The sequence below is a fragment of the Stutzerimonas nitrititolerans genome (assembly GCF_003696285.1).
Taxonomy (GTDB): domain Bacteria; phylum Pseudomonadota; class Gammaproteobacteria; order Pseudomonadales; family Pseudomonadaceae; genus Stutzerimonas; species Stutzerimonas nitrititolerans.
Window position 1 is genome coordinate 124,764 of sequence record NZ_RFFL01000001.1, and the last position, 24,593, is coordinate 149,356.

The following is a 24,593-nucleotide window of genomic DNA, read 5'->3' on the forward strand; positions in this document are numbered from 1 at the left end:
ACAGCACATGTGGTACACCGGTTTTCTCGACCTGTCGGTCTGGTCGCTGCTCGGCGTCACCCTGCTTCTGACGCACGTGACGATCATCGCCGTGACGGTCTACCTGCACCGTTACTCGGCGCACCGCGCATTGGAACTGCATCCGGCGCTCAAGCACTTCTTCCGCTTCTGGCTGTGGCTGACCACGGCGATGAACACCCGCGAGTGGACGGCCATCCATCGCAAGCACCACGCCAAGTGCGAAACCCCCGAAGATCCCCACAGCCCCGTGCACAAAGGGTTGCTGACGGTGCTGCGCAAGGGCGCCGAGCTGTACATGGCGGAAGCGAAGATCGAGGAAACGCTGCGCATCTACGGCAAGAACTGCCCGGACGACTGGATCGAGCGCAACCTCTACACGCGCTTTCCCAACGCGGGCATCGTGCTGATGCTGGCGCTCGATCTGCTGCTGTTCGGCGTCATCGGCCTGAGCGTCTGGGCCGTGCAGATGCTCTGGATTCCGCTGTGGGCCGCCGGCGTGGTCAACGGCCTGGGCCACGCGCTGGGTTATCGCAACTTCGAGTGCCGCGATGCGGCCACCAACCTGGTGCCCTGGGGCATCCTGATCGGCGGTGAGGAGTTGCACAACAATCACCACACCTATCCCAACTCGGCGAAGCTGTCGGTGAAGAAGTGGGAGTTCGACCTGGGCTGGGCCTGGATCCGGCTGTTCAGCCTGCTCGGCCTGGCCGAGGTCAAGCGCACCGCGCCCATCGCTCACCGCATCGAAGGCAAGAACCAGCTGGACATGGACAGCGCCATGGCCATCCTCAACAACCGCTTCCAGATCATGGCCCAGTACCGCCGGCTGGTGATCGCGCCGCTGGTGCGTCAGGAGCTGGCGCGTGCCGATGCCTCGGTGCGGCGCCACCTGCGTCGTGCCAAACGCCTGCTGGCGCGGGAACCCAGCCTGCTGCACGACGAGCAGCAGGCGCATATCGAGGTGGCGCTGGAGCAGAGCCAGTCGCTGCGGGTGATCTACGAGCAGCGCCTGGCCCTGCAGCAGATCTGGAGTCGCACCAGCAGCAACGGCCACGACATGCTGGTCGCCATTCACCACTGGATCAGCGAAGCGGAGGCCAGCGGTATCCAGGTGCTGCGTGAGTTCGCCGCGCAGTTGAAGACCTACTCGCTGCGCCCGGCGGTGGCGTGAAGGGCCGCGCCGACCTTTGATCGGCGCGACGGCCGGCCGGCCGGGCAACCGGAACTTTGCCCGGCCGGCACCATTCTGAACTGCATCTGAGCCACGGCGCCCGGCGGGGCTGTGGATCTGCGCCACCCTCGGCGCTTTTCTGGAATGCAGCCATGAATCTACTGAAGGACCGCAAGGACGTGAGCGACGGCCCGGCGATAGTGCCGCCGAGCGAGGCGCAGACCCTGCTGGCGCTGATGCATGCGCGCGGTGAAGTGGCGCGTCTGAGCGAGCGCGAACAATTGTTCAGTACCTTGCTGGGAAGCGTGAACGCCGTGCTCTGGGCGTTCGACTGGCAGAACCAGCAGATGATCTATGTCAGCCCCGCCTACGAGCAGATCTTCGGGCGTTCCGCCGCGCTGCTGCTCGGCGACTTCGATGAATGGCGCAACAGCGTCTACCCCGATGACCTCGAGTACGCCGAAAAGACACTGCGCGAGGTGCTCGAGAAAGGCGCCGTGGAAGGGCGCGAATACCGCATCATCCGTGGCGATGGGCAACTGCGCTGGCTCAGCGACAAGTGCTTCGTCGCGCGCCAGGGTGAAGATGGCCGAGGCCCCACCATTGTCGGCATCGCGGAAGACATCACCGAGAAGAAGCAGCTCGAGGGCGAGTTGCAGCGCCTGGCTACCACCGATGTGCTGACGCAGAGCAGCAATCGCCGGCACTTCTTCGACTGTGCCCGGCGTGAATTCGACCTGGCCCGTCAGTACGCCACGCCGCTGGCGTTCCAGCTGCTGGATATCGATGATTTCAAGCGGATCAACGATACCCATGGTCACCAGATGGGCGATCAGGTGCTGCAGCGTGTGGCTCAGTGCGGCAGCGCCGTGCTGCGGCGTGGCGATCTGTTCGGGCGGATTGGCGGCGAGGAGTTCGCCCTGCTGCTGCCCGGCTGCAAGCCCGATCTCGCCGAGCAGATCGCCGAGCGTCTGCAGCGGGAGATTCAGCGGCTGTCCTTCCGCGGCAACGACGGACGGCGCTTCGGCGTGACTATCAGCCTGGGCGTGACCTACCTGCGCGCCAGCGATGCGGACCTCAGCGCAATGTTCGCCCGTGCGGACGCGGCGATGTACACCGCCAAGCGCATGGGCAAGAACCAGATCGTGCTCGGCTGACCGCAGCCAGGCGCGCGCCGATACCTGGTGCGGTACGACCTACCTCATCGCGCTCAGGTGCTGCCTGAACTCCTCGCAACTGGCCTGGCGCTCGGCGTCGGGCATGCTCCGAAAGCGCGTGCTCAGTTCATGGGCCCCGGCGATGAACTGCTTCTCAAAGCTCACCGAATCCATGCCGGCCTGCGCCAGATGATCCTTCTGCTGTTGCTTGTGCTCGGCCAGTGCCTCGCCGGAATAGCCGCCACAGGCTTCGGCGGCGGCCTGCATGCTGCCGCCCAGGCGCGCCAGCTGGGCATTCATTTCGGTTGCGGAGGGTACCTGGGCGTGGAGGGGCAGGCTGACCAGCAGGCCGGCGACGGCGAGGGTGAGCGGTCTGGCAATGGAAAGATTCATGTCTAGCTCCTTTCTTGTTCGAGAAAGTGGATGCTGCTTGAGACCCGGTTCGCCAGGGGGGCTGTCGAGACGGGGCCTCGAATCTCACATCAATGACAGGACAAGCGTAGTCACCGGCGTTGCCGCCTGCCAGCCGGTCGTCGGCACCTGGCTGGCGAGGAGCGTCGCCGGCTCAGGGCCGGGGCTGCTGCTGGGTGATGCAGTGGATATTGCCGCCACCGAGCAGGATCTCCCGGCCAGGCACCATCACCACCTCATGCTCGGGGAACAGCCGGCGCAGGATGGTCTCGGCTTCGGCATCGAATGGATCCTCGAAGCTCGGTGCGATGATGCCGCCATTGACGATCAGGAAATTCACATAGCTGCCGGCCAGGCGGATCGATGGATCGCGCGGCTGGCTGCCCGCCAGCGGCACTACGCCGGCACACTCCTCGGTGCTGGCGTGCAACGGGCCGGGAATCGGCATGTGGTGCACGGTGAATGCCCGGCCACGCGCGTCGCGCGTTTGTTCCAGCACGCGCAGCGCCGCCTGGCAACGTTCGAAGTTCGGGTCGGCCGGATCATCCGTCCAGGCCAGCAGCACCTCGCCGGGGCGCACGAAGCAGCAGAAGTTGTCGACATGGCCGTCGGTCTCGTCGTTGTACAGCCCGTGCGGCAGCCAGATCACCTTGTCGATGGCCAGGTGCTCGGCGAGCACGTTCTCGATCTGCTCGCGCGACAGCTGCGGGTTGCGGTTGCGGTTGAGCAGGCATTCCTCGGTGGTGATCAGGGTGCCTTCGCCATCGACGTGAATCGCGCCGCCTTCGAGCACGAAGCCTTCGGTGCGATAGCGCTCGCAGCGCTCGATCTCCAGGATCTTGCACGCCACCTCGTCGTCGCGCTGCCAGTCGGCGTAGAGGCCGCCATCCAGGCCGCCCCAGGCGTTGAAGGTCCAGTCCACGCCGCGCAGACCACCCTGGCCGTCGATGACGAAGGTCGGCCCGGTGTCGCGCACCCAGGCGTCATCGGTGCTCATTTCCACCACGCGGATACGCGGGTCGTCCAGCGCCGCGCGGGCAGCGTGGTACTGCTCGGCGGTGGCGCAGACAGTGACTGGTTCGAAGCGTGCGATGGCCTTGGCCACCGCGGCGAACGCGGCCTGCGCCGGGGTGGCCTGTTGGCGCCAGTTGTCCGGGCGCTGAGGCCAGACCATCCAGGTCTGGCTGTGCGGTGCCCATTCGGCGGGCATGAAATAGCCGTCGGGGTGAGGTGTGGTGTTCAGGGTGATCATGACGATATCCGTCGGTAGGGCGGAAAACGGCCACAGGCCTTTTCCACCACTGGTTTCCGAACGGTGGAAAACGCTGTGCGGTTTTCCACCCTACGCATGGCTGTGGCTCAGGCGGATGGCTGCGAGCCGTCCAGGGTCTTGATCGGGCCGTAGAGGTTGGGCCGGCGATCGCGGAACACGCCCCAGGCACTGCGGATATGTTCCAGCTGGTCGAGATCGAATTCGTGCACCAGCACGCCTTCGCTGGTCCGATCCATTTCCTCGACCTTCTCGCCGAACTGATCGGCGATGAACGAGGAGCCGTAGAAGGTGATGTCGTAGCCGTCCTGCTCCTCGGTACCGACGCGGTTGCTGGCGATCAGCGGCATCAGGTTGGCGCCGGCGTGGCCCTGCTGGACGCGCTGCCAGTGGTCGCGCGAGGTGATGTTCGGGTCATGTGGCTCGCTGCCGATGGCGGTGGGGTAGAACAGCAGTTCGGCGCCCATCAGCGCCATGCTGCGCGCGGTCTCGGGGAACCATTGGTCCCAGCAGATCGCCACGCCGATCTTCGCGTAGCGGGTGTTCCAGACCTTGAAGCCGGTGTCGCCGGGGTTGAAATAGTACTTCTCGTGGTAGCCGGGGCCGTCCGGGATGTGGCTCTTGCGGTAGACGCCCAGCAGCGTGCCGTCGGCATCGATGATGGCGATGGAGTTGAAGCGCGCGCGCCCGGCCTGCTCGAAGAAGCTGATCGGCAGAACCACCGCCAGCTCCTTGGCGATCTTCTGGAAATGCTGGATCGCGGGGTTGTCCTCCACGCCGGTGGCCAGCTGCAGATACTCGGGGTTGGGCTTCTGGCAGAAGTAGGGCGTTTCGAACAGCTCCTGGATCAGGATCACCTGGGCGCCCTTGGCGGCCGCTTCGCGAACCAGTTTCTCGGCCTTGGCGATGTTCGCCTGGCGGTCCCAGGAGCACGCCATCTGGGTGGCGGCGACAGTAACGGTACGGGTCATGACGGCCTCGTTGAGTTGAGCTTTCAGAATGGAGTGATTCTAGGCGATCGGGTTCAAGTAAGCAGCTGGAAGCCAGAAGCCTGAGGCTGGAAGAAAAAGCAGCGATGGTCCCACGCTTGCGTGAGAGCCCAACCCCTTCTCCCCGAGGATCGAGACGTACACCGTCAGGCATGCCCACGCGGGAGCGTGGGCACGATCATCGCTTCCAGCTTCCGTCAGACCGTATGCAGGTACCAGTTGTATTCCAGGTCGGAGATCGAGTGCTCGAACTCGGCCAGTTCGCTTTCCTTGCAGGCGACGAATATGTCGATGTAATCCGGGCTGATGTAGCGGGCCATGATCTCGTTGTCGTCCAGCTCGCGCAGGGCGTCGCGCAGGTTGGTCGGCAGGCTCTGCTCGACCTGTTCGTAGGAGTTACCTTCGATCGGCGCGTCCGGTTCCACCTGGTTGGTCAGCCCGTGGTGCACGCCCGCCAGTACGCTGGCCAGCAGCAGGTAGGGGTTGGCGTCGGCACCGGCGACACGGTGTTCGATGCGCACCCCGTCCGGGCTGTCGGTGGGTACGCGTAGCGCCACGGTGCGGTTGTCCAGGCCCCAGCAGGGCGAGTTCGGCACGTAGAACTGGGCGCCGAAGCGGCGGTAGGAGTTGACGTTGGGGCAGAGGAAGGCCATCGAGGCGGCCATGGTCTGCTGAATGCCGCCGATGGCGTGGCGCAGCGTTTCGCTTTCCAGCGGGTTGTCGGTGGCGAAGATGTTGTTGCCCTGCTTGTCCAGCAGCGAGATGTGCACGTGTAGCCCATTGCCGGCCTGGCCCGGATAGGGCTTGGCCATGAAGGTGGTGTCCATCTCGTGGTCGTAGGCGATGTTCTTGATCAGGCGCTTGAGCAGCACGGCGTAGTCGCAGGCCTTGATCGGGTCGGCGACGTGGTGGAGGTTGACCTCGAACTGCGCCGGCGCGCTCTCCTTGACGATGGCGTCGGCGGGGATGCCCTGTTCCTTGGCGCCCTCGAGGATATCCTGCAGGCAGTCGACGTATTCGTCGAGGTCGTCGATCAGGTAGACCTGGGTCGAATGCGGGCGTTTGCCGGAGATCGGCGAGCGTGGCGGCTGCGGCCGGCCGTTGATGTTCTCCTGGTCGATCAGATAGAACTCCAGCTCGAAGGCGGCGCAGATGGTCAGGCCCAGCTCGTCGAAGCGGCTCACCACCTGCCGCAGCACCTCGCGCGGGTCGGCGAAGAAAGGCTCGCCGTCGCGCTCGTGCATGGTCATCAGCAGCTGTGCGGTGGGGCGCTTCTGCCAGGGCTCGTTGCTGAGGGTGTTGGGGATGGGGAAGCAGATACGATCCGAGTCGCCGATGTCCATGCCCAGCCCGGTGCTTTCCACGGTGATGCCATTGATGTCGAGGGCGAACAGCGAGGCCGGCAGGTTGATGCCCTTCTCGTACACCTTGTGCAGGCTGGCGCGCTCGATGCGCTTGCCGCGCACGACACCGTTCATGTCGGCGATCAGCAGGTCGACGTACTGGACCTCCGGGTGTTCCTTGAGAAATGCGTTCGCTTCGTTGAGCTGAACGGCACGCGGCGGCGGTTGCATGATGAAAACACCTTAATTGTTAAAAATTTCAATCATCAAAACGGCTTGCCTGGAGTCAATCGAAAAGCCTCGTGGCTGTCAATAGCGGCGCGAGGGTGCCTCATTTTGGGCTGTGGCGGGCATTTTTGGCGCACTTGACCCGCTGTGCGCCCAGCTTGAAAACAACCGTGCCCTGCCGCTCCGACAGGCTATTGTCTATAAAAATGAACAAGACTACTCTTCGGCAAGACCTAACGAGGAACGAGTATCCCATGCCTCGCATGCCCCTGATCGGCGTTTGCGCCTGCACCCGGCAGATCGGCCACCACGGCTTCCACATCGCTGGCGACAAGTACCTGCGCGCCGCGGCCATTGCCGGTGTGCCACTGGTGATACCGGCGCTGGGCGAACTGATCGACCAGCAGACCCTGCTCGACAGTCTAGACGGCCTGCTGTTCACCGGGTCGCCGTCCAACGTCGAGCCCCATCATTACCAGGGCCCGGCCAGCGAGCCCGGTACCCCTCACGACCCGTCGCGCGATCAGCTGACGCTGCCGCTGATCCGCGCCGCGGTGGATGCCGGCATTCCGGTGTTCGGCATCTGTCGCGGATTCCAGGAGATGAACGTGGCCTTCGGCGGCAGCCTGCACCAGAAGGTGCACGAAGCCGGCCCCTATCAGGACCACCGCGAGCGTCCCGATGATCCGCTGGAGGTACAGTACGGCCTGAGCCATGCGCTGCACGTGCAGCCGGGCGGGCTGCTGGCGCGCCTCGGCTTGCCGAGCGAAATCCAGGTCAACTCGGTGCACGGCCAGGGTGTCGAACGGCTGGGCCAGGGATTGCGCATCGAGGCGCTGGCGCCCGACGGGCTGATCGAGGCGTTTTCCGTCGAGGCGGCACGCAGTTTCGCCCTCGGCGTGCAATGGCACCCGGAATGGAAGGTGCACGAACATCCTGCCTACCTGGCGCTTTTCCAGGGCTTCGCCGAAGCCTGCCGGGCGCGCGCAGCACAACGCTGAACGGACCCACCGCGAAAAACCGCAATCAGAGGTCACCATGAGTAGCAAGCTCGACCAGCTCACCGGCTGGCTGAAGGAACACAAGATCACCGAAGTGGAATGCCTGATCAGCGACCTGACCGGCATCGCCCGGGGCAAGATTTCGCCGACCAGCAAGTTCCTCGGTGAGAAGGGCATGCGCCTGCCCGAAAGCGTGTTGTTGCAGACGGTCACCGGCGACTATGTCGAGGACGATATTTACTACGAGCTGCTGGACCCGGCGGACATCGACATGTTCTGCCGCCCCGACCCCGACGCGATCTTCCTTGTGCCCTGGGCCATCGAGCCGACCGCGCAGGTGATCCACGACACCTACGACAAGATGGGCAACCCCATCGAGATCTCGCCGCGCAATATCCTCAAGCGCGTGCTGAAGATGTACGCCGACCGCGGCTGGCAGCCTATTGTCGCGCCGGAGATGGAGTTCTACCTGACCCAGCGCTGCGAAGACCCCGACCTGCCGTTCCAGGCACCCATCGGTCGCTCGGGCCGCCAGGAGACGGGTCGCCAGTCGTTCTCCATCGATGCGGCCAACGAGTTCGACCCGCTGTTCGAGGACATGTACGACTGGTGCGAGGCCCAGGGCCTGGACCTGGATACCCTGATCCACGAGGAAGGCACCGCGCAGATGGAAATCAATTTCCGTCACGGCGAGGCCCTGCACCTGGCCGATCAGATCCTGGTGTTCAAGCGCACCATGCGCGAGGCGGCGCTCAAGCACAACGTGGCCGCCACCTTCATGGCCAAGCCCATGACCGGTGAGCCGGGCAGCGCCATGCACCTGCACCAGAGCGTGGTGGACATCGAGACCGGGCAGAACATCTTCTCCAATCCCGACGGTTCCATGAGCCAGCTGTTCCTCAACCACGTCGGCGGCCTGCAGAAGTACATACCCGAACTGCTGCCGATGTTCGCACCCAACGTCAACTCGTTCCGCCGTTTCCTGCCCGACACCTCGGCGCCGGTGAACGTCGAATGGGGCGAGGAGAACCGCACCGTGGGGCTGCGCGTGCCGGACTCCGACCCGCAGAACCGCCGCCTGGAAAACCGCCTGGCGGGCGCCGACGCCAACCCCTACCTGGCCATCGCCGCGAGCCTGCTGTGCGGCTACATCGGCATGGTCGAGGAACTGAACCCGAGCCCGCCGGTCAAGGGCCGGGGCTACGAACGCCGCAATCTGCGCCTGCCCCTGACCCTGGAGGCCGCGCTGGAGCGTATGGAGAACTGCCGCGAACTGCGCAAGTACCTGAGCCCGAAATTCATCACCGGCTACGTCGCGGTCAAACGCACCGAGCAGGAGAACTATCACCGGGTGATCAGCTCCTGGGAGCGGGAATTCCTGATGTTGTCGGTGTAAAGCAGTCGCAGGGTGGATGTCGCTTTTTACATCCACCGTGAATCCGTTCGGTGGAGCGCTGCTGAAAGCCACACCGCTGCAGCCCCCTCTCCCCTGGTGGGAGAGGGCTGGGGTGAGGGGGTGCTTGCCGTTGCAGGCACCATGAAACCGTTTTGTACGAGGTGACCATGAGCGATTCGCAAACCCTGCAATGGCAAGCCCTGAGCCGCAATCATCATCTGCCGCCATTCACCGACTACAAGGCGCTCAATGCCAAGGGCACGCGGGTGATCACCAAGGCTTCCGGCGTCTATTTGTGGGATAGCGAGGGCCACAAGATTCTCGATGCGATGGCCGGGCTCTGGTGCGTCAACGTCGGCTATGGACGCGAGGAGCTGGTCGAGGCCGCCACCCGGCAGATGCGGGAGCTGCCCTACTACAACCTCTTCTTCGAGACGTCCCACCCACCGGCCATCGCGCTGGCCAAGGCCATCGCCGACGTCGCGCCACCGGGCATGAATCACGTGTTCTTCACCGGCTCCGGCTCGGAAGCCAATGACACGGTATTGCGCATGGTGCGCCATTACTGGGCGACCAAGGGCATGCCTGGGAAGAAAGTGGTCATCGGCCGCTGGAACGGCTACCACGGCTCGACGGTGGCCGGCGCCAGCCTGGGCGGCATGAAAGCCATGCACGGCCAGGGCGACGGTCCGATTCCCGGCATCGAGCATATCGACCAGCCCTACTGGTTCGGCGAAGGTGGTGCGCTGGATCCGGAAGAGTTCGGCGTGCGCGTCGCGCAGCAGCTGGAGCAGAAGATTCTCGAAGTCGGCGAGGACAAGGTGGCTGCCTTCATCGCCGAGCCGATCCAGGGGGCCGGCGGCGTGATCATCCCGCCGGCCAGCTACTGGCCGAAGATCCGCGAGATCCTCGCGCGTTACGACATTCTCTTCGTCGCCGACGAAGTCATCTGTGGCTTCGGCCGCACCGGCGAATGGTTCGGCAGCGACTACTACGGCAACGCACCGGACCTGATGCCCATCGCCAAGGGCATGACCTCCGGCTACCTGCCCATGGGCGGCGTGGTGGTGCGCGATGAGGTGGTGCAGACGCTCAACGAGGGCGGCGAGTTCTACCACGGCTTCACCTATTCGGGGCACCCGGTCGCCGCGGCGGTGGCGCTGGAGAACATTCGCATCCTGCGCGAGGAGAAGATCGTCGAGCGAGTCAAAGCGAAAACGGCACCCTATTTGCAGTCTCGCTGGCAGGAGCTGGCCGAGCATCCGCTGGTGGGCGAGGCCCGCGGCGTCGGCATGCTGGGTGCGTTGGAGCTGGTGAAGAACAAGAAGACCCGCGAACGTTTTGCCGAGCCGGGGGTGGGCATGCTCTGCCGCCAGCATTGCTTCCAGAATGGCCTGGTGATGCGTGCGGTCGGCGACACCATGATCATTTCGCCGCCACTGGTGATCAACGAGGAGGAGATCGACGAACTGATCGTCAAGGCGCGTCGCTGTCTGGATGCCACGGCGGCGGATGTGAAGTAGCTCCGTTGCAGGATGCGACCTGGCCGACCGGCACCGTCTATGCTTGACGAATAGTGGCCCGAAGCCGCGTTCGGCTTATTGAAAAACCGGTCCCGATCTTGCCAGACTGCGCGCCTGAAAGACCGGGGCCTGGGCGATGCCGGAAAAGCCCCGATCTTCAGACCGGATCGCCTAGAAAAATACCGACAACGATAACAGGAGCAGCACGGATGAAACCCTTTGCCAAGACGTTACTTGCCTTGACGCTGACCGGCGCGGTCGCCGGCGCCGCGCAGGCCCAGGACCAGGTGCTGCATGTTTTCAACTGGTCCGACTATATCGCCGAAGACACTTTGGAAAACTTCACCAAGGAGACCGGCATCAAGGTCGTCTACGACGTCTTCGACAGCAACGAAGTGCTGGAAGCCAAGCTGCTCGCCGGCAGCTCGGGTTACGACGTGGTGGTCCCTTCCAACCCTTTCCTGGCCAAGCAGATCAAGGCCGGCGTCTTCCAGAAGCTGGACAGGTCCAAGCTGCCCAACTGGGGCAACCTCGACAAGGATCTGCTCAAGGCCCTGGAGCCGAGCGATCCGGGCAATCAGTATTCGGTGCCGTACATGTGGGGCACCATCGGCATCGGCTACAACCCCGAGAAGGTCAAGGCCGCGCTCGGCGATAACGCACCGGTGGATTCCTGGGACCTGGTGTTCAAGCCGGAGAACATCGAGAAGCTGAAGTCCTGTGGCGTCGCCTTCCTCGACTCGCCCACCGAAATGCTGCCGGCAGCCCTGCATTACCTGGGCTACGCATCGGACAGCGGCAAGGCCGACGAGCTGAAGAAGGCCGAGGAGCTGTTCCTGCAGATCCGTCCGCACGTGGCCTATTTCCATTCCTCCAAGTACATCTCCGATCTGGCCAACGGCAACATCTGCGTGGCGATCGGCTATTCAGGCGATATCTACCAGGCCAAGTCGCGCGCCGAGGATGCGCAGAACGGCGTCAACGTCAGCTACAACATTCCCAAGGAGGGTGCCGGCAGCTTCTTCGACATGCTGGCGATTCCGGCCGATGCCAAGAACGTCGAAAACGCTCACGCCTTCCTCAACTACCTGTTGAAGCCTGAAGTCATGGCACCGATCGTCGACTACGTGCAGTTCCCCAGCGCCAACGCGGCCGCTACCCCGCTGGTGGACGAGGCGATTCGCACCGACCCGGGCATCTATCCGAGCCAGGCCGTGCTGCAGAAGCTCTATACCTTCACCGACCTGGAGCCGAAGACCCAGCGGACCATGACGCGCAGCTGGACCAAGATCAAATCCGGTCGCTGAGTCGTTGCGTGGCGCCGGGCTGGCGGCTTCGCTGCCGGCCTGTCGAGCGCAAGAAGGTCATGCACGAAGTCGCCTTTGGCAGCTCGCCGAAGGCCGGTGCCGCGACGCCGCAGACGCGCGAGATCCGAGCGGGCTGCCACGCGTTGTGCCCATTCACTGGCAAGATTGCATCATCGATGCGTTTCGTAGTTGATTTTTCGAGGTTTTTCCAATAAACAGCCCGCCTTTCCCCGCTGGGCACGCGGCCTGTACCAAGAGGACACTATCCATGCGCTCGACACTGAAGACGCTCGTCATCGCCGCCGCGGCCAGCGGAGCCGTTTGCGCCCAGGCTGCCAACGTACATATCTACAACTGGTCGGACTACATCGGCGAGACGACATTGGAAGCGTTCGAGAAGCAGACCGGCATCAAGCCCGTCTACGACGTCTTCGATTCGAACGAGACCCTCGAGGGCAAGTTGCTGGCCGGCCGCAGCGGCTACGACGTGGTGGTGCCGTCCAACCATTTCCTCGGCAAGCAGATCCAGGCGGGGGCCTTCCAGGAGCTGGACAGGAGCAAGCTGCCGAACTGGGACAACCTCGACCCGGCACTGCTCAAGCAGTTGCAGAAGAACGATCCCGGCAACACCCACGCCGCGCCCTATCTGTGGGGCACCAATGGCATCGGCTACAACGTCGAGAGCGTCACCTCGGCGCTGGGTATCGAGAAGGTCGATTCCTGGGCGGTGATATTCGAGCCGGAGAACGCGAAGAAGCTGGCCGGTTGCGGCATCGCCTTTCTCGACTCGGCCGACGAAATGATCCCGGCGATGCTCAATTACCTGGGGCTCGATCCCAACAGCGAGAACCCGGACGACTACGCCAAGGCCGAAGCCAAGCTGCTCAAAGTGCGGCCATACGTCCGCTATTTCCATTCCTCCAAATACGTGTCCGACCTGGCCAACGGCAACATCTGTATTGCCGCGGGCTTCTCCGGCGATGTCTTCCAGGCCGCCGCGCGTGCCGACGAAGCGGGCAAGGGCATCGACATCGCCTATGCCATTCCCAAGGAAGGCGGCAACCTGTGGTTCGACATGCTGGCCATCCCGGCCGACGCTCGGAACGTCGACGAAGCCCATGCCTTCATCAACTACCTGCTCGAACCCGAGGTGATCGCTTCGGTCAGTGATTATGTCGGCTACGCAAATCCCAACCTCAAGGCGGGCGAGCTGATGGATCCGGAGGTGCGCAACGATGTTTCGGTCTACCCGCCGCAGGAGGTCCTCGATCGACTCTACGTGTCGGCCGAGCTGCCGCCCAAGGTGCTGCGCCTGAAGACGCGCAGCTGGACCAAGATCAAATCCGGCCAATAGCCTGGCGGGCGATCGCGGTGCCGGCATCTGCCGGCCCGCCATGCCCATTTCATGATCCTTCCCGGCGTTGCCCGGGCTCACTTTTTCAATCGGGAGTTCGCGCATGGCCGTAGCCTCCAGCGCCTACAAGAAGGCCCTCACCGGAGGGAGCCAGAACAAGCAGGTGCTGCTGAAGATCGACCGCGTCACGAAGAAATTCGACGAAACGGTAGCGGTCGATGATGTCTCGCTGAACATCCATCAGGGCGAAATTTTCGCCCTGCTCGGTGGCTCCGGCTCGGGCAAGTCGACGCTCTTGCGCATGCTGGCGGGTTTCGAGCGGCCGACCGAGGGGCGCATCTTCCTCGATGGCCAGGACATCACCGACCTGCCGCCCTACGAGCGGCCGATCAACATGATGTTCCAGTCCTACGCGCTGTTTCCGCACATGACGGTGGCGCAGAACATCGCTTTCGGCCTCAAGCAGGACGGCCTGCCCAAGGCCGAGATCGAGGAGCGCGTCAACGAGATGCTCGGCCTGGTGCAGATGACCCAGTACGCCAAGCGCAAGCCGCATCAACTGTCCGGCGGCCAGCGCCAGCGCGTGGCGCTGGCCCGTTCGCTGGCCAAGCGACCCAAGCTGCTGCTGCTCGACGAGCCCATGGGCGCGCTGGACAAGAAGCTGCGCTCGCGCATGCAGCTGGAGTTGGTGCAGATCATCGAGCGCGTCGGCGTGACCTGCGTGATGGTGACCCACGACCAAGAAGAGGCCATGACCATGGCCGAACGCATCGCCATCATGCACATCGGCTGGATCGCCCAGGTCGGCAGCCCGATGGACATCTACGAGACCCCGGCCAGCCGGCTGGTCTGCGAGTTCATCGGCAACGTCAACCTGTTCGACGGCGAGCTGATCGAGGATGCCGAAGACCACGCGGTGATCGCCTGTCCGCAGCTGGAGCGGCCGATCTACGTCGGCCATGGCATCAGCACCCGAGCCCAGGACAAGCGCGTGACCTTCGCCTTGCGCCCGGAAAAACTGCTGATGAGCATCGAAAAGCCGGAGCTGGAGTTGGCCGACTACAACTGGGTTCAGGGCACCGTGCACGACATCGCCTACCTGGGAGGGCATTCGGTCTACTACATCAAGCTGGAATCCGGTCTGATGCTGCAGGCCTTCGTCGCCAACGCCGAGCGCCACGTGAAATGGCCGACCTGGGAAGAGCAGGTGTACGTCCACTGGCTCAGCGACAGCGGCGTGGTGCTGCAGGCATGAGTCGGGTGCGGCTGAACACCGGGCGCCGACTGGTCATCGGCGTACCCTTTCTGTGGCTGATGCTGTTCTTCCTGCTGCCGTTCGCCATCGTGCTGAAGATCAGTTTCGCCGAGGCCGACGTGGCGATTCCGCCCTACACGGACATCTTCGCCTACGCCGACCAGCAGCTGCAGGTGCTGATCAACCTCGGCAACTACATCTTCCTCAGCGAGGACAGCCTCTACTGGGCGGCCTATGCCGGCTCGCTGAAGATTGCCTTCTTCGGCACCCTGCTGTGCCTGCTGATCGGCTACCCCATGGCCTACGCCATCGCCCGCGCGCGCAAGGACCTGCAAACCGTGTTGCTGCTGCTGATCATGATGCCGACCTGGACGGCCATCCTGATCCGCGTCTATGCCTGGATGGGCATCCTCAGCAGCAACGGCCTGCTCAACAGCCTGCTGCTGGGGATGGGCCTGATCGACACGCCGCTGAAGATCCTCAACACCGATCTGGCCGTATACATCGGCGTGGTCTATTCCTACCTGCCGTTCATGATCCTGCCGCTCTACGCTAACCTGGTGAAGCACGACCTGAGCCTGCTGGAGGCCGCGTCCGACCTGGGTGCTCGCCGCCTGACCAGCTTCTGGAAGATCACCGTGCCGCTGTCGAAGAACGGCATCATCGCCGGCTGCATGCTGGTGTTCATTCCCGTGGTGGGCGAATTCGTGATTCCCGAACTGCTCGGCGGACCCGAGACGCTGATGATAGGCAAGGTGCTCTGGCAGGAATTCTTCAACAACCGCGACTGGCCGGTGGCGGCCTCGCTGGCGGTGGTGATGCTGGCGATCCTGCTGATTCCGATAATCCTCTTCAACAGGAACCAGGCCAAGGAATTGGAGGGCAAGCTATGAAGCGCTACAGTTTCTCCAACCTGATCCTGGTGCTCGGGCTGGTATTCATCTATCTGCCGATGGTGATCCTGGTCATCTACTCGTTCAACGCTTCGCGTCTGGTGACGGTGTGGGGCGGCTGGTCGCTGAAGTGGTACATCGGCCTGCTCGACAACACCCAGCTGATGGGTGCGGTGATGCGCTCGCTGGAAATCGCCCTGTATACCGCCATCGCGGCGGTGGCGCTGGGCACCATGGCGGCCTTCGTGCTGACGCGGATTCCGGTGTTCCGCGGGCGCACGCTGTTCGGCGGGCTGGTCACGGCGCCGCTGGTCATGCCCGAGGTGATCACCGGCCTGTCGCTGCTGCTGTTGTTCGTGGCGATGGCGCAGCTGATCGGCTGGCCGGCGCAGCGCGGCATCGCCACCATCTGGATCGCCCATACCACCTTCTGCTCGTCCTACGTGGCGATCGTGGTGATGGCGCGTCTGCGCGAACTGGATCTGTCGATCGAAGAAGCGGCGATGGATCTCGGAGCGCGGCCCTGGAAGGTGTTCTTCCTGATCACCATGCCGATGATCGCGCCTTCGCTGGCGGCCGGCGGCATGCTGTCCTTCGCGTTGTCGCTGGATGATCTGGTACTGGCCAGCTTCGTCTCGGGCCCGGGTTCCACGACCCTGCCGATGGAAATCTTCTCCGCCGTGCGCCTGGGGGTGAAGCCGGAGATCAACGCCGTGGCCAGCCTGATCCTGCTGGCGGTGTCGCTGGCGACCTTCCTCGCCTGGTACGTTTCCCGCCGCGCCGAGAAGCGCCGTGTCCGCGCGATGCAGCAGGCGGTGGCCGACAGCAATGCCGCGAACTGGGGCGCCGAGAGCGACAGCCGCAAGGCCATGACTCCGCCATCGGCACATAGCTGAGGCGGCGAGGTGTGGGTTCGGCGGCCCGAGTGGCCGAACAAGTTCGGCCCGACGTCTGTAGGGCCGAACTCATTCGGCCAACCAGATGCCAATGCATGGCGTGAACCTTAGCGCGCAAACAGCTGACCGATGTCCTTGAAGGCCTTGAACTCCAGCGCGTTGCCGCAGGGGTCGTAGAGGAACATGGTGGCCTGTTCGCCGACCTCGCCCTGGAAACGGACATAGGGTTCGATGACGAAGCGCGTACCCCGCTCGCGCAGCCGGTTCGCCAGACGCTCCCAGGCCTCCCAATCGAGCACCACACCGAAGTGCGGCACGGGCACGTCATGGCCGTCCACCGCGTTGGTATGCGCCTGTTCCTGGCTCGGGGTGATGGGGTGCTCGTGAATCACCAGCTGATGACCGAAGAAATCGAAGTCGACCCAATGCTCGCTGCTGCGGCCTTCGGCGCAGCCGAACACCTCGCCGTAGAAACGCCGGGCGGCGGCCAGGTTATGGACGGGGATGGCGAGGTGGAAGGGCGATAGCGTCATGGGTGTTCTCCATCGATGGGACGTCGCTGGAGTGTAGCGGAGCCTCGCTGGAAGCGGCCTTCGTTGCGGCCTCTTCCCTCGCAGGAGCGGGCGGGGGCGCCCGGCCAGGGAGAGGGGGCATGACTCACCGAATGGCCCAACGAAAAACACCGCTTTCCCCCGTCGGCGAAAGCGGTGTCCGGAAGCTTCTGGTGGCCTGCTCGATTAGTGGCGCAGGCCATCAGCCGGTCATTCCACCGGAACGACGGCGCCCTGGTACTTCTCGTTGATGAACTGCTTCACCTCGTCGCTATGCAGGGCCTTGGCCAGCTTCTGCATGGCGTCGCTGTCCTTGTTGTCCGCGCGGGCGACCAGGATGTTGACGTAGGGCGAGTCGCTGCCTTCGATGACCAGCGCGTCCTCGGTCGGGTTGAGCTTGGCTTCCAGCGCGTAGTTGGTGTTGATCAGCGCCAGGTCGACCTGGGTCAGCACGCGCGGCAGGGTCGCGGCTTCCAGTTCGCGGATCTTGATGCGCTTGGGGTTCTCGGCGATGTCCTTGGGGGTGGCGGTGATGCCGGCGCCTTCCTTCAGGCCGATCACGCCGGCCTTGTCCAGCAGCAGCAGGGCGCGGCCGCCGTTGGTGGCGTCGTTGGGGATCACCACGGTGGCGCCGTTGGGCAGGTCGTCCAGTGACTTGTGCTGGCTGGAGTAGGCGCCGAAGGGTTCGATGTGCACGCCGGTCACGCTGACCAGCTCGGTGCCCTTGCCCTTGTTGAACTCATCGAGGTACGGCTGGTGCTGGAAGAAGTTGGCGTCCAGGCGCTTCTCGGCGACCTGGATGTTGGGCTGCACGTAATCGGTGAAGACCTTCACCTTCAGGTCGACACCCTGTTCGGCCAGTGCCGGCTTGAGGAATTCGAGGATCTCGGCGTGCGGCACCGCGGTGGCGGCGACGTTCAGTTCTTCCGCGGCCTGGGCGGACAGTGCCGCGACGGCGGCAAGGGCGGCAAACAGTTTTTTCATCGTTCAGTTCCTTCAGAGGTGAGCGGGGTGCGAAGGTTCGCTCGCCCTTGTTGTGGTTATTTGCGTGAAAAATGCGTGACCAGCTTGTCGCCGACGCTTTGCAGAATCTGCACCAGAACCAGCAGCAATACCACCGTTACGATCATCACGTCGGTTTGAAAGCGCTGGTAGCCGAAGCGGATCGCCAGGTCGCCCAGGCCGCCGGCGCCGACCACGCCGGCCATCGCCGTGTACGACACCAGGGTGATCGCGGTGACCGTGGTGGCGGCGATGATGCCCGGGCGGGCTTCGGGCAGCAATGCGCTGAAAATGATCTGCCGAGTGCTGGCGCCCATCGCCTGGGTCGCCTCGATGATGCCGCGGTCCACCTCGCGCAAGGCGGTTTCCACCAGCCGCGCGAAGAAGGGCGCGGCACCGACCACCAGCGGCGGAATCGCACCGGCGACGCCCAGCGAGGTGCCGGTCACCAGCACCGTGAAGGGAATCATCACGATCAGCAGGATGATGAACGGCAGCGAGCGCAGCACGTTGACCACGAACGACAGTGCGGCGTACAGCGGCCCGTTCTCGAACAGCTGGCGTGGCCCGGTGAGGAACAGCAGCACGCCCAGCGGCAGGCCGAGCAGCAGGGTGAACAGCAGCGAGCCGCCGAGCATCAACAGGGTATCCAGGGTCGCCAGCCAGATGTCGTACCAGTCGACGTTACTGAACAGACCTGAGAAGAAATCCATCAGCGCAGTACCTCCACATGCACCTCGGCAGCTTCGAAGCGGCTCATGGCTGCAGCCAGGTCGCCGCCGATCAGAGCCAGGGTCAGCTGTCCGTAAGGCGTGTTCTTGATGTGATCGATGCGGCCCGAAAGGATGCTGTAGTCGACCCCGGTTTCGCGTGCCACGGTGCCCAGCAGCGGCGTGTAGGTGGCTTCGCCCTGGAAGGTCAGGCGCAGGATGCGGCCCGGCACGTGGGTGAAGTCCTCACGCTGCTCGCGCTCATCCACCGCCTCGTCCTCGAGCACGAAGCGCTGGGTGGTCGGATGCTGCGGATGCAGGAAGACGTCCGTCACCGGGCCCGTTTCGACGATCTGACCGGCGTCCATCACCGCGACGCGGTCGCAGACGCGGCGGATCACATCCATCTCATGGGTGATCAGGACGATGGTCAGCTTCAGTTCACGGTTGATTTCGGCCAGCAGCTGCAGCACCTGGGCGGTGGTCTGCGGGTCCAGCGCGCTGGTGGCCTCGTCGCAGAGCAGGATGTCCGGCTCGGTGGCCAGCGCCCGGGCGATGCCGACGCGTTGCTTTTGCCCACCGGACAGTTGCGCCGGGTATTTGCGTGCGTGATCTTCCAGGCCGACGCGCCGGAGCAGGGCGGTGACACGGCGCTCGATCTCGCTTTTAGAGTAGCTGCCGGCCAGGCGCAGCGGCATGGCGACATTATCGGCGACCGTCTTGGACATCAGCAGATTGAAGTGCTGGAAGATCATCCCCACGCGCTGGCGAAAGCGCCGCAGGCCTTCGGCATCCAGCGCGGTGACATCTTCGCCGTTGACCAGGATGCGACCGCCGGAAGGTTCTTCCAGCCGGTTGATCAGGCGCAGCAGGGTGCTCTTGCCGGCGCCGGAGTGGCCGATCAGGCCGAACACCTCGCCGGCGCTGATTTCCAGCCGGGTCGGTTGCAGCGCGGCAATATCGCGACCGGCAACCCGGTAGGTTTTATGGACGTCTTGGAATTCGATCACGGGCGAACCTTGTGGCTGCGACGTAGCCAGGATTTTCGGCGAAAGGCGGGCATTCTACCCGTTTGGCGCCCAGCTCGCTCGTTTGCGCCCTGTCGATTGAGCGAATGCATGATTCTCATAGGCAAAGCAAATCGTCGCAGGCGGCAACCATGTGGGCCGCGGAAGGGTCACTAATCGGTATGCCGTGAATCGATCAGCATCAGGCCCGCTGGCGGCCTGGTCGTTCGCGGTTCAGCTCATTCGCTAACCGAGGCTCTCCATGACTGACATCAACCCTCCACGCAACGAAGTGGCCGGCACCGACACCCCCGACCGCGCCAACCGCAACGCCAAGCTCGACCAGCTGGAGAGCTTCCGCAGCGACGCCACCGATCAGGCATTGACCACCAACCAGGGCGTGAAGATCGCCGACAATCAGAACACGCTCAGGGCCGGCGACCGGGGCCCCTCGCTGCTCGAAGACTTCATCATGCGCGAGAAGATCACCCACTTCGACCACGAGCGCATCCCCGAACGTATCGTCCATGCCCGAGGCGCCGCGGCCCATGGCGTGTTTACCAGCTACGGCGACCACAGCTGGCTGACCAAGGCTTCCTTCCTCGCCGCCGAGGGCAAGGAGACGCCGGTATTCGTGCGCTTCTCCACCGTGCAGGGTTCGCGCGGTTCGGCGGATACGGTGCGTGACGTGCGCGGCTTCGCCACCAAGTTCTATACCGACGAAGGCAACTTCGACCTGGTAGGCAACAACATGCCGGTGTTCTTCATCCAGGACGCGATCAAGTTCCCCGACTTCGTCCATGCGGTCAAACCCGAGCCGCATAACGAGATTCCCCAAGCGCAGTCGGCCCACGACACCTTCTGGGATTTCGTCTCGCTGACGCCGGAGTCGGCGCACATGGTGCTCTGGACCATGTCCGACCGCGCCATTCCGCGTTCCTACCGGGCCATGGAGGGCTTCGGCGTGCACACCTTCCGCATGATCAATGCCGAGGGCAAGAGCCGCTTCGTCAAGTTTCACTGGAAGCCAGTGGCCGGGGCCTTTTCCCTGCTCTGGGACGAGACTCTCAAGCTGGCCGGCAAGGACCCGGACTTCAACCGCCGCGACATGTGGGAGTCTATCGAGAGCGGCGATCCCTTCGAGTGGGAGCTGGGGGTGCAGGTGGTGGAGGAAGAGGACGAGCACAGCTTCGACTTCGACCTGCTGGACCCGACCAAGATCATCCCCGAGGAACTGGTGCCGGTGCAGACGCTCGGCAAGATGACCTTGAACCGCAACCCGGACAACTTCTTCGCCGAGACCGAACAGGCGGCCTTCCATATCGGCCATATCGTGCCGGGCATCGACTTCACCAACGACCCCTTGCTGCAGGGCCGGCTGTTCTCCTACACCGACACCCAGCTGCTGCGCCTGGGCGGACCGAACTTCCACGAGATCCCGATCAACCGGCCGCTGTGCCCCTTCCACAACAACCAGCGCGATGCCTTCCATCGGCAGGCCATCCACAAGGGTCGCGCCAACTACGAGCCCAACTCCATCGACGGCGGCTGGCCCAAGGAGACGCCACCGGCCGCCAGCGGCGGTGGCTTCGAGAGCTATCCGGAGCGGGTCGAGGGGCACAAGATCCGCAACCGCAGCGCGTCCTTCGGCGATCATTTCTCCCAGGCCACGCTGTTCTGGAACAGCATGAGCGCGCCGGAGAAGGAGCACATCGTCGGCGCCTACACCTTCGAGCTGGGCAAGGTCGAGCGGGTGTTCATCCGTGAGAGGCAGGTCAACGAGATCCTCGCCAACATCGATCTGGAACTGGCCCGACGCGTGGCGGAAAACCTCGGCCTGCCGGCGCCGAGCGCGCCCAGCGTGGCGAAGAAGGAGCCGGCGACGCCCAACTCGCCGGCGCTGAGCCTGATGAACCATCTGCCGGGCAACATCAAGTCGCGCAAGGTGGCGATGCTGGTGGCCGATGGCGTGGACGGCGCGGCCATCGATGCCTTCAAGGCGAAACTGGCCGAGGAGGGCGCGATGATCAAGCTGATCGGCCCGACTCCGGCGCCGGTGACCACCGCCGAAGGCCAGAAGCTGGTCATCGACGGCCCCATGGATGGCCTGCCATCGATCCTCTTCGACGCCCTGTTCGTGCCTGGTGGCGCCCAGGCGGTGGCGCTGCTGGAGAAATCCGGTGATGCCCGCCATTACCTGCTGGAAGCCTACAAGCACCTCAAGCCCATCGCGGTGCTGGGCGATGCCCGACGGATGCTGGCGCCGCTCCAGTTGCAGGCCGATGCCGGCTTGCTGGAAGGCGATTCGGTGGATGCAGTGTTCGACCCCTTCGTCCAGGCGCTGGCGCAGCATCGCATCTGGGCCAGGGAGGCGGCGGCGAAGGCGGTGCCGGCGTAGGGTGGATGGCCGAAGCCATCCACGCGGTGTGATGCCTGGTCCCGCATGATGTGAGTCCAGGCGCGTCCCGCGTGGAAAATCGCTTTGCGAGTTTTCCACCCTACGAAACCGCCTCAGCGGTCAGCCATCTCCCGCCAGTGCAGGAACAGCCGCAGGTCGAACTCGATCTGCCCGTAGCCTGGCAGCATGTGCTCGCAGAGCTTGTAGAAGGCGCGGTTGTGCTCGCTCTCGCGCAGGTGCGCCAGCTCGTGGACGACGATCATTTGCAAAAACTCCGGCGCGGCCTGGCGAAACAGCGAGGCCACGCGGATCTCCTTCTTCGCCTTGAGCTTGCCGCCCTGCACCCGCGACACCGCGGTATGCAGGCCGAGGGCACGGTGGGTGAGATCCAGGCGATTGTCGTAAAGCACCTTGTCTATCGGCGGGGCGCTTTTCAGGTGGTCCTGTTTCAGTCGCTGCACGTAGCCATACAGCGCCTTGTCGCTCTGGACTTCATGCCGGCCGGGATAGCGCTGCTGCAGATAGTCGCCCAGACGCTGCTCGGCGATCAGCTGGCGAACCTGCGCCAGCAGCGGCTCGGGATAGCCGCGCAGGTACTTCAGGTCAGCCATGGCCGTTCAATTGCGCTTGCGCCAGGCGAAGCTGAGCAGAAACAGCCCGGCGGCGGAGACCACGATGGACGGCCCGGCCGGCGTGTCCTGATACCAGGACAGCGCCAGCCCTAGGCAAACCGCCAGCAGGCCCAGCAGGCTGGCGCCGCAGGCCATCTGCTCCGGCGTGCGTGCGTGGCGCTGTGCGGCGGCGGCGGGGATGATCAGCAGGGAGGTGATCAGCAGCACGCCGACGATCTTCATCGCCACCGCGATTACCACTGCGATCAGCAGCATCAGCGCCAGACGGATGGCCGCCACCGGCAGACCTTCGACTCTGGCCAGCTCCTCGTGCACGGTGATCGCCAGCAGCGGTCGCCACAGCGCGATCAGCATCAGCAGCACCAGGGCGCTGCCCCCGACGATCCAGGCCAGGTCGCTGGGGCTGATCGCCAACAGATCGCCGAACAGAAAGCCCATCAGGTCGACGCGCACCTCGTCCATGAAACTCAGCGAGACCAGCCCCAGCGACAGTGTGCTGTGAGCGAGGATCCCCAGCAGGGTGTCCGAGGCGAGAGGCTGGCGCTGCTGCAAGGTGACCAGCAGTACCGCCAGCAGCACGCAGCAGACGACGACGGCGAGGGTCAGGTTGACCTCCAGCATCAGCCCCAGCGCCACGCCGAGCAGCGCCGCATGGGACAGGGTGTCGCCGAAATAGGCCATGCGTCGCCAGACCACGAAGGAGCCGAGCGGGCCGGCCACCAGCGCCAGCGCCAGGCCGGCGAGCAGGGCGTTGAGCAGGAAATCAGCCATGTTTGCAGTTTTCGTCGTGTACGTGGGGTTTCAGTACGGCGCCATGCAGGTCGTGGGCATGGTCGTGGCGATGGTGATAGATCGCCATGCTGCGGGCATCCTGGCCGAACAGTTCGATGAATGCCGGATCGTTGCTGACCTGTTCCGGATGGCCCGAACAGCACACGTGCCGATTCAGGCAAACCACCTTGTCGGTCGCGCTCATTACCAGATGCAGGTCGTGGGACACCATCAGCACGCCGCAGCCGAAGCGGTCGCGCAGTTGGCCGATCAGGCGGTACAGCTCCGCCTGCCCGGCGATGTCCACGCCTTGCACCGGCTCGTCCAGCACCAGCAATTCGGGGCCGCGGAGCAGGGCGCGGGCGAGCAGCACCCGCTGCATCTCGCCACCGGAGATGCCTTGCAGCGGGCTGTCGATCACCTGCTCGGCGCCAACCTTGGCCAGAGCCTCGACCGCGCTGGCGCGATCGACACCTGGTACCAGGCGCAGAAAACGTAGCACCGACAGCGGCAGCGTCGAATCCACGTGCAGCTTCTGCGGCATGTAGCCGATGCGCAGTTTCGGTTTGCGCCAGACGTGGCCTCTGTCCGGCTTGAGCAGACCCAGCACGGTGCGCACCAGGGTCGTCTTGCCCGCGCCGTTGGGGCCGATGAGGGTGACGATCTCGCCGCGCCCGACCTGCAGCTCGGCGCCTTCCAGCACGGCCTGGTTGGCAAACCGCACGTGGATGTCCTGCAGGCGAACCAGTGCGTCGCTCATGCGGCCAACCGGCAGGGCGCGCAGATTCCGACCACTTCCACGGTCTGGGCTTCGGCCTGGAAGTCGACGCTGGCGGCTGCGGCGGCGATGGCATCGCTCACCGCGGCGTTTTCCAGCTCGATGGCGGTGTGGCAGCTGCGGCAGATCAGGAACTGCCCCTGGTGTGGATGTTCCGGATGGCTGCAGCCGATGAAGGCGTTGAGCGAAGCGATGCGATGGACCAGGCCGTTCTCCAGCAGGAAATCCAGCGCCCGGTACACCGTGGGCGGCGCGGCGCGGCGGCCATCCTGCTCGCTCAGCACGGCCAGGATGTCATAGGCACCCAGCGGCTTGTGGCTTTGCCAGACCAGCTCCAGCACGCGCTTGCGCAGTGCGGTGAGGCGCACGCCCTGGCGCGCGCAGAGCGTATCGGCCTCGGCCAGCGCGCTGCTGACGCAATGGTCGTGGTCGTGGGGGGTATAGGCCAGTGGAGTCTTGGACATGGACAGAGACTCGGTTGTGGAGAGACGTTATTATGTTACCTATTCTCATCCGCCGAGTGTTGCCC

At 64.2% G+C, this 24,593-nt stretch carries 23 protein-coding genes; 11 read left to right on the forward strand and 12 right to left on the reverse strand.

Features of this window, described 5'->3' with window-relative positions:
• Nucleotides 1-7: 7 nt before the first annotated feature.
• Together desA and EA795_RS00545 are read left to right on the forward strand one after the other, a co-directional pair.
• Nucleotides 8-1,192, forward strand: a complete 1,185-nt coding sequence (gene desA / locus EA795_RS00540) for a delta-9 fatty acid desaturase DesA (protein WP_122074975.1) — start codon at nucleotides 8-10, stop codon at nucleotides 1,190-1,192.
• Nucleotides 1,193-1,344: 152 nt separating this feature from the next.
• Nucleotides 1,345-2,349 (forward strand): sensor domain-containing diguanylate cyclase, encoded by a 1,005-nt coding sequence (locus EA795_RS00545; protein WP_014854568.1) that lies wholly within the window; start codon nucleotides 1,345-1,347, stop codon nucleotides 2,347-2,349.
• A gap of 39 nt (nucleotides 2,350-2,388) precedes the next feature.
• On the opposite strand, the gene EA795_RS00550 is transcribed toward EA795_RS00545, so the two are convergent.
• The 4 genes from EA795_RS00550 to EA795_RS00565 form a co-directional block, all read right to left on the reverse strand.
• Nucleotides 2,389-2,742 (reverse strand): hypothetical protein, encoded by a 354-nt coding sequence (locus EA795_RS00550; RefSeq protein ID WP_014854567.1) that lies wholly within the window; start codon nucleotides 2,740-2,742, stop codon nucleotides 2,389-2,391.
• A 172-nt stretch (nucleotides 2,743-2,914) separates the two neighbouring features.
• Entirely contained in the window at nucleotides 2,915-4,012 is a 1,098-nt protein-coding gene (gene aguA / locus EA795_RS00555) for an agmatine deiminase (RefSeq protein WP_122074977.1), read from the reverse strand.
• 107 nt (nucleotides 4,013-4,119) lie between these two features.
• Nucleotides 4,120-5,001, reverse strand: a complete 882-nt coding sequence (gene aguB / locus EA795_RS00560; RefSeq protein WP_058078010.1) for an N-carbamoylputrescine amidase — start codon at nucleotides 4,999-5,001, stop codon at nucleotides 4,120-4,122.
• Nucleotides 5,002-5,216: 215 nt separating this feature from the next.
• On the reverse strand, nucleotides 5,217-6,593 hold the full coding sequence (locus EA795_RS00565; protein ID WP_014854564.1) for a glutamine synthetase family protein: 1,377 nt from the start codon (nucleotides 6,591-6,593) through the stop codon (nucleotides 5,217-5,219).
• Nucleotides 6,594-6,844: 251 nt separating this feature from the next.
• Here EA795_RS00565 and EA795_RS00570 point away from each other — a divergent pair, with 251 nt between their 5' ends.
• The 8 genes from EA795_RS00570 to EA795_RS00605 all read left to right on the forward strand — a co-directional run bounded on the left by EA795_RS00570 (nucleotide 6,845) and on the right by EA795_RS00605 (nucleotide 16,215).
• Nucleotides 6,845-7,591, forward strand: a complete 747-nt coding sequence (locus EA795_RS00570) for a gamma-glutamyl-gamma-aminobutyrate hydrolase family protein (protein ID WP_058078009.1) — start codon at nucleotides 6,845-6,847, stop codon at nucleotides 7,589-7,591.
• A gap of 37 nt (nucleotides 7,592-7,628) precedes the next feature.
• Nucleotides 7,629-8,987, forward strand: coding sequence for a glutamine synthetase family protein (locus EA795_RS00575; protein ID WP_014854562.1), 1,359 nt, complete (start codon nucleotides 7,629-7,631; stop codon nucleotides 8,985-8,987).
• A gap of 167 nt (nucleotides 8,988-9,154) precedes the next feature.
• Nucleotides 9,155-10,510 (forward strand): aspartate aminotransferase family protein, encoded by a 1,356-nt coding sequence (locus tag EA795_RS00580; RefSeq protein WP_058073957.1) that lies wholly within the window; start codon nucleotides 9,155-9,157, stop codon nucleotides 10,508-10,510.
• Between the two features lie 209 nt (nucleotides 10,511-10,719).
• A complete protein-coding gene (locus EA795_RS00585; protein WP_014854560.1) occupies nucleotides 10,720-11,817 on the forward strand; it encodes a polyamine ABC transporter substrate-binding protein in 1,098 nt (365 codons plus the stop codon).
• A gap of 268 nt (nucleotides 11,818-12,085) precedes the next feature.
• A complete protein-coding gene (locus EA795_RS00590; protein ID WP_122074979.1) occupies nucleotides 12,086-13,171 on the forward strand; it encodes a polyamine ABC transporter substrate-binding protein in 1,086 nt (361 codons plus the stop codon).
• A 103-nt stretch (nucleotides 13,172-13,274) separates the two neighbouring features.
• On the forward strand, nucleotides 13,275-14,426 hold the full coding sequence (locus EA795_RS00595; protein WP_115028464.1) for an ABC transporter ATP-binding protein: 1,152 nt from the start codon (nucleotides 13,275-13,277) through the stop codon (nucleotides 14,424-14,426).
• Between the two features lie 11 nt (nucleotides 14,427-14,437).
• Complete coding sequence (locus tag EA795_RS00600) at nucleotides 14,438-15,319, forward strand: ABC transporter permease subunit (protein ID WP_177330752.1); 882 nt, start codon at nucleotides 14,438-14,440, stop codon at nucleotides 15,317-15,319.
• Entirely contained in the window at nucleotides 15,316-16,215 is a 900-nt protein-coding gene (locus EA795_RS00605; RefSeq protein WP_122074981.1) for an ABC transporter permease subunit, read from the forward strand. The genes EA795_RS00600 and EA795_RS00605 overlap by 4 nt, the downstream gene beginning before the upstream one ends.
• A gap of 107 nt (nucleotides 16,216-16,322) precedes the next feature.
• On the opposite strand, the gene EA795_RS00610 is transcribed toward EA795_RS00605, so the two are convergent.
• The 4 genes from EA795_RS00610 to EA795_RS00625 form a co-directional block, all read right to left on the reverse strand.
• A complete protein-coding gene (locus tag EA795_RS00610) occupies nucleotides 16,323-16,748 on the reverse strand; it encodes a VOC family protein (protein ID WP_122074983.1) in 426 nt (141 codons plus the stop codon).
• 228 nt (nucleotides 16,749-16,976) lie between these two features.
• Nucleotides 16,977-17,750 (reverse strand): MetQ/NlpA family ABC transporter substrate-binding protein, encoded by a 774-nt coding sequence (locus EA795_RS00615; RefSeq protein WP_122074985.1) that lies wholly within the window; start codon nucleotides 17,748-17,750, stop codon nucleotides 16,977-16,979.
• A 56-nt stretch (nucleotides 17,751-17,806) separates the two neighbouring features.
• Complete coding sequence (locus EA795_RS00620) at nucleotides 17,807-18,481, reverse strand: methionine ABC transporter permease (protein ID WP_014854553.1); 675 nt, start codon at nucleotides 18,479-18,481, stop codon at nucleotides 17,807-17,809.
• Entirely contained in the window at nucleotides 18,481-19,488 is a 1,008-nt protein-coding gene (locus tag EA795_RS00625) for a methionine ABC transporter ATP-binding protein (RefSeq protein WP_122074987.1), read from the reverse strand. Before EA795_RS00625 ends, EA795_RS00620 begins: the two co-directional genes overlap by 1 nt.
• Nucleotides 19,489-19,747: 259 nt before the next feature.
• On the opposite strand from EA795_RS00625, the gene katE reads away from it, so the two are divergent.
• Nucleotides 19,748-21,883, forward strand: a complete 2,136-nt coding sequence (gene katE / locus EA795_RS00630; RefSeq protein ID WP_122074989.1) for a catalase HPII — start codon at nucleotides 19,748-19,750, stop codon at nucleotides 21,881-21,883.
• Between the two features lie 113 nt (nucleotides 21,884-21,996).
• Here the strand turns inward: katE and EA795_RS00635 are convergent, their stop codons facing one another.
• The 4 genes from EA795_RS00635 to zur are packed head-to-tail and all read right to left on the reverse strand — an operon-like array spanning nucleotide 21,997 to nucleotide 24,528.
• Nucleotides 21,997-22,494 (reverse strand): YgjP-like metallopeptidase domain-containing protein, encoded by a 498-nt coding sequence (locus EA795_RS00635; protein ID WP_122074991.1) that lies wholly within the window; start codon nucleotides 22,492-22,494, stop codon nucleotides 21,997-21,999.
• Nucleotides 22,495-22,500: 6 nt separating this feature from the next.
• Nucleotides 22,501-23,286: a zinc ABC transporter permease subunit ZnuB gene (gene znuB / locus EA795_RS00640; RefSeq protein ID WP_014854549.1), complete on the reverse strand. Its 786-nt coding sequence runs from the start codon at nucleotides 23,284-23,286 to the stop codon at nucleotides 22,501-22,503.
• Nucleotides 23,279-24,046 (reverse strand): zinc ABC transporter ATP-binding protein ZnuC, encoded by a 768-nt coding sequence (gene znuC, locus EA795_RS00645; protein ID WP_122074993.1) that lies wholly within the window; start codon nucleotides 24,044-24,046, stop codon nucleotides 23,279-23,281. The genes znuB and znuC overlap by 8 nt, the downstream gene beginning before the upstream one ends.
• Nucleotides 24,043-24,528: a zinc uptake transcriptional repressor Zur gene (gene zur, locus EA795_RS00650; RefSeq protein WP_014854547.1), complete on the reverse strand. Its 486-nt coding sequence runs from the start codon at nucleotides 24,526-24,528 to the stop codon at nucleotides 24,043-24,045. Before zur ends, znuC begins: the two co-directional genes overlap by 4 nt.
• Nucleotides 24,529-24,593 lie beyond the last annotated feature (65 nt).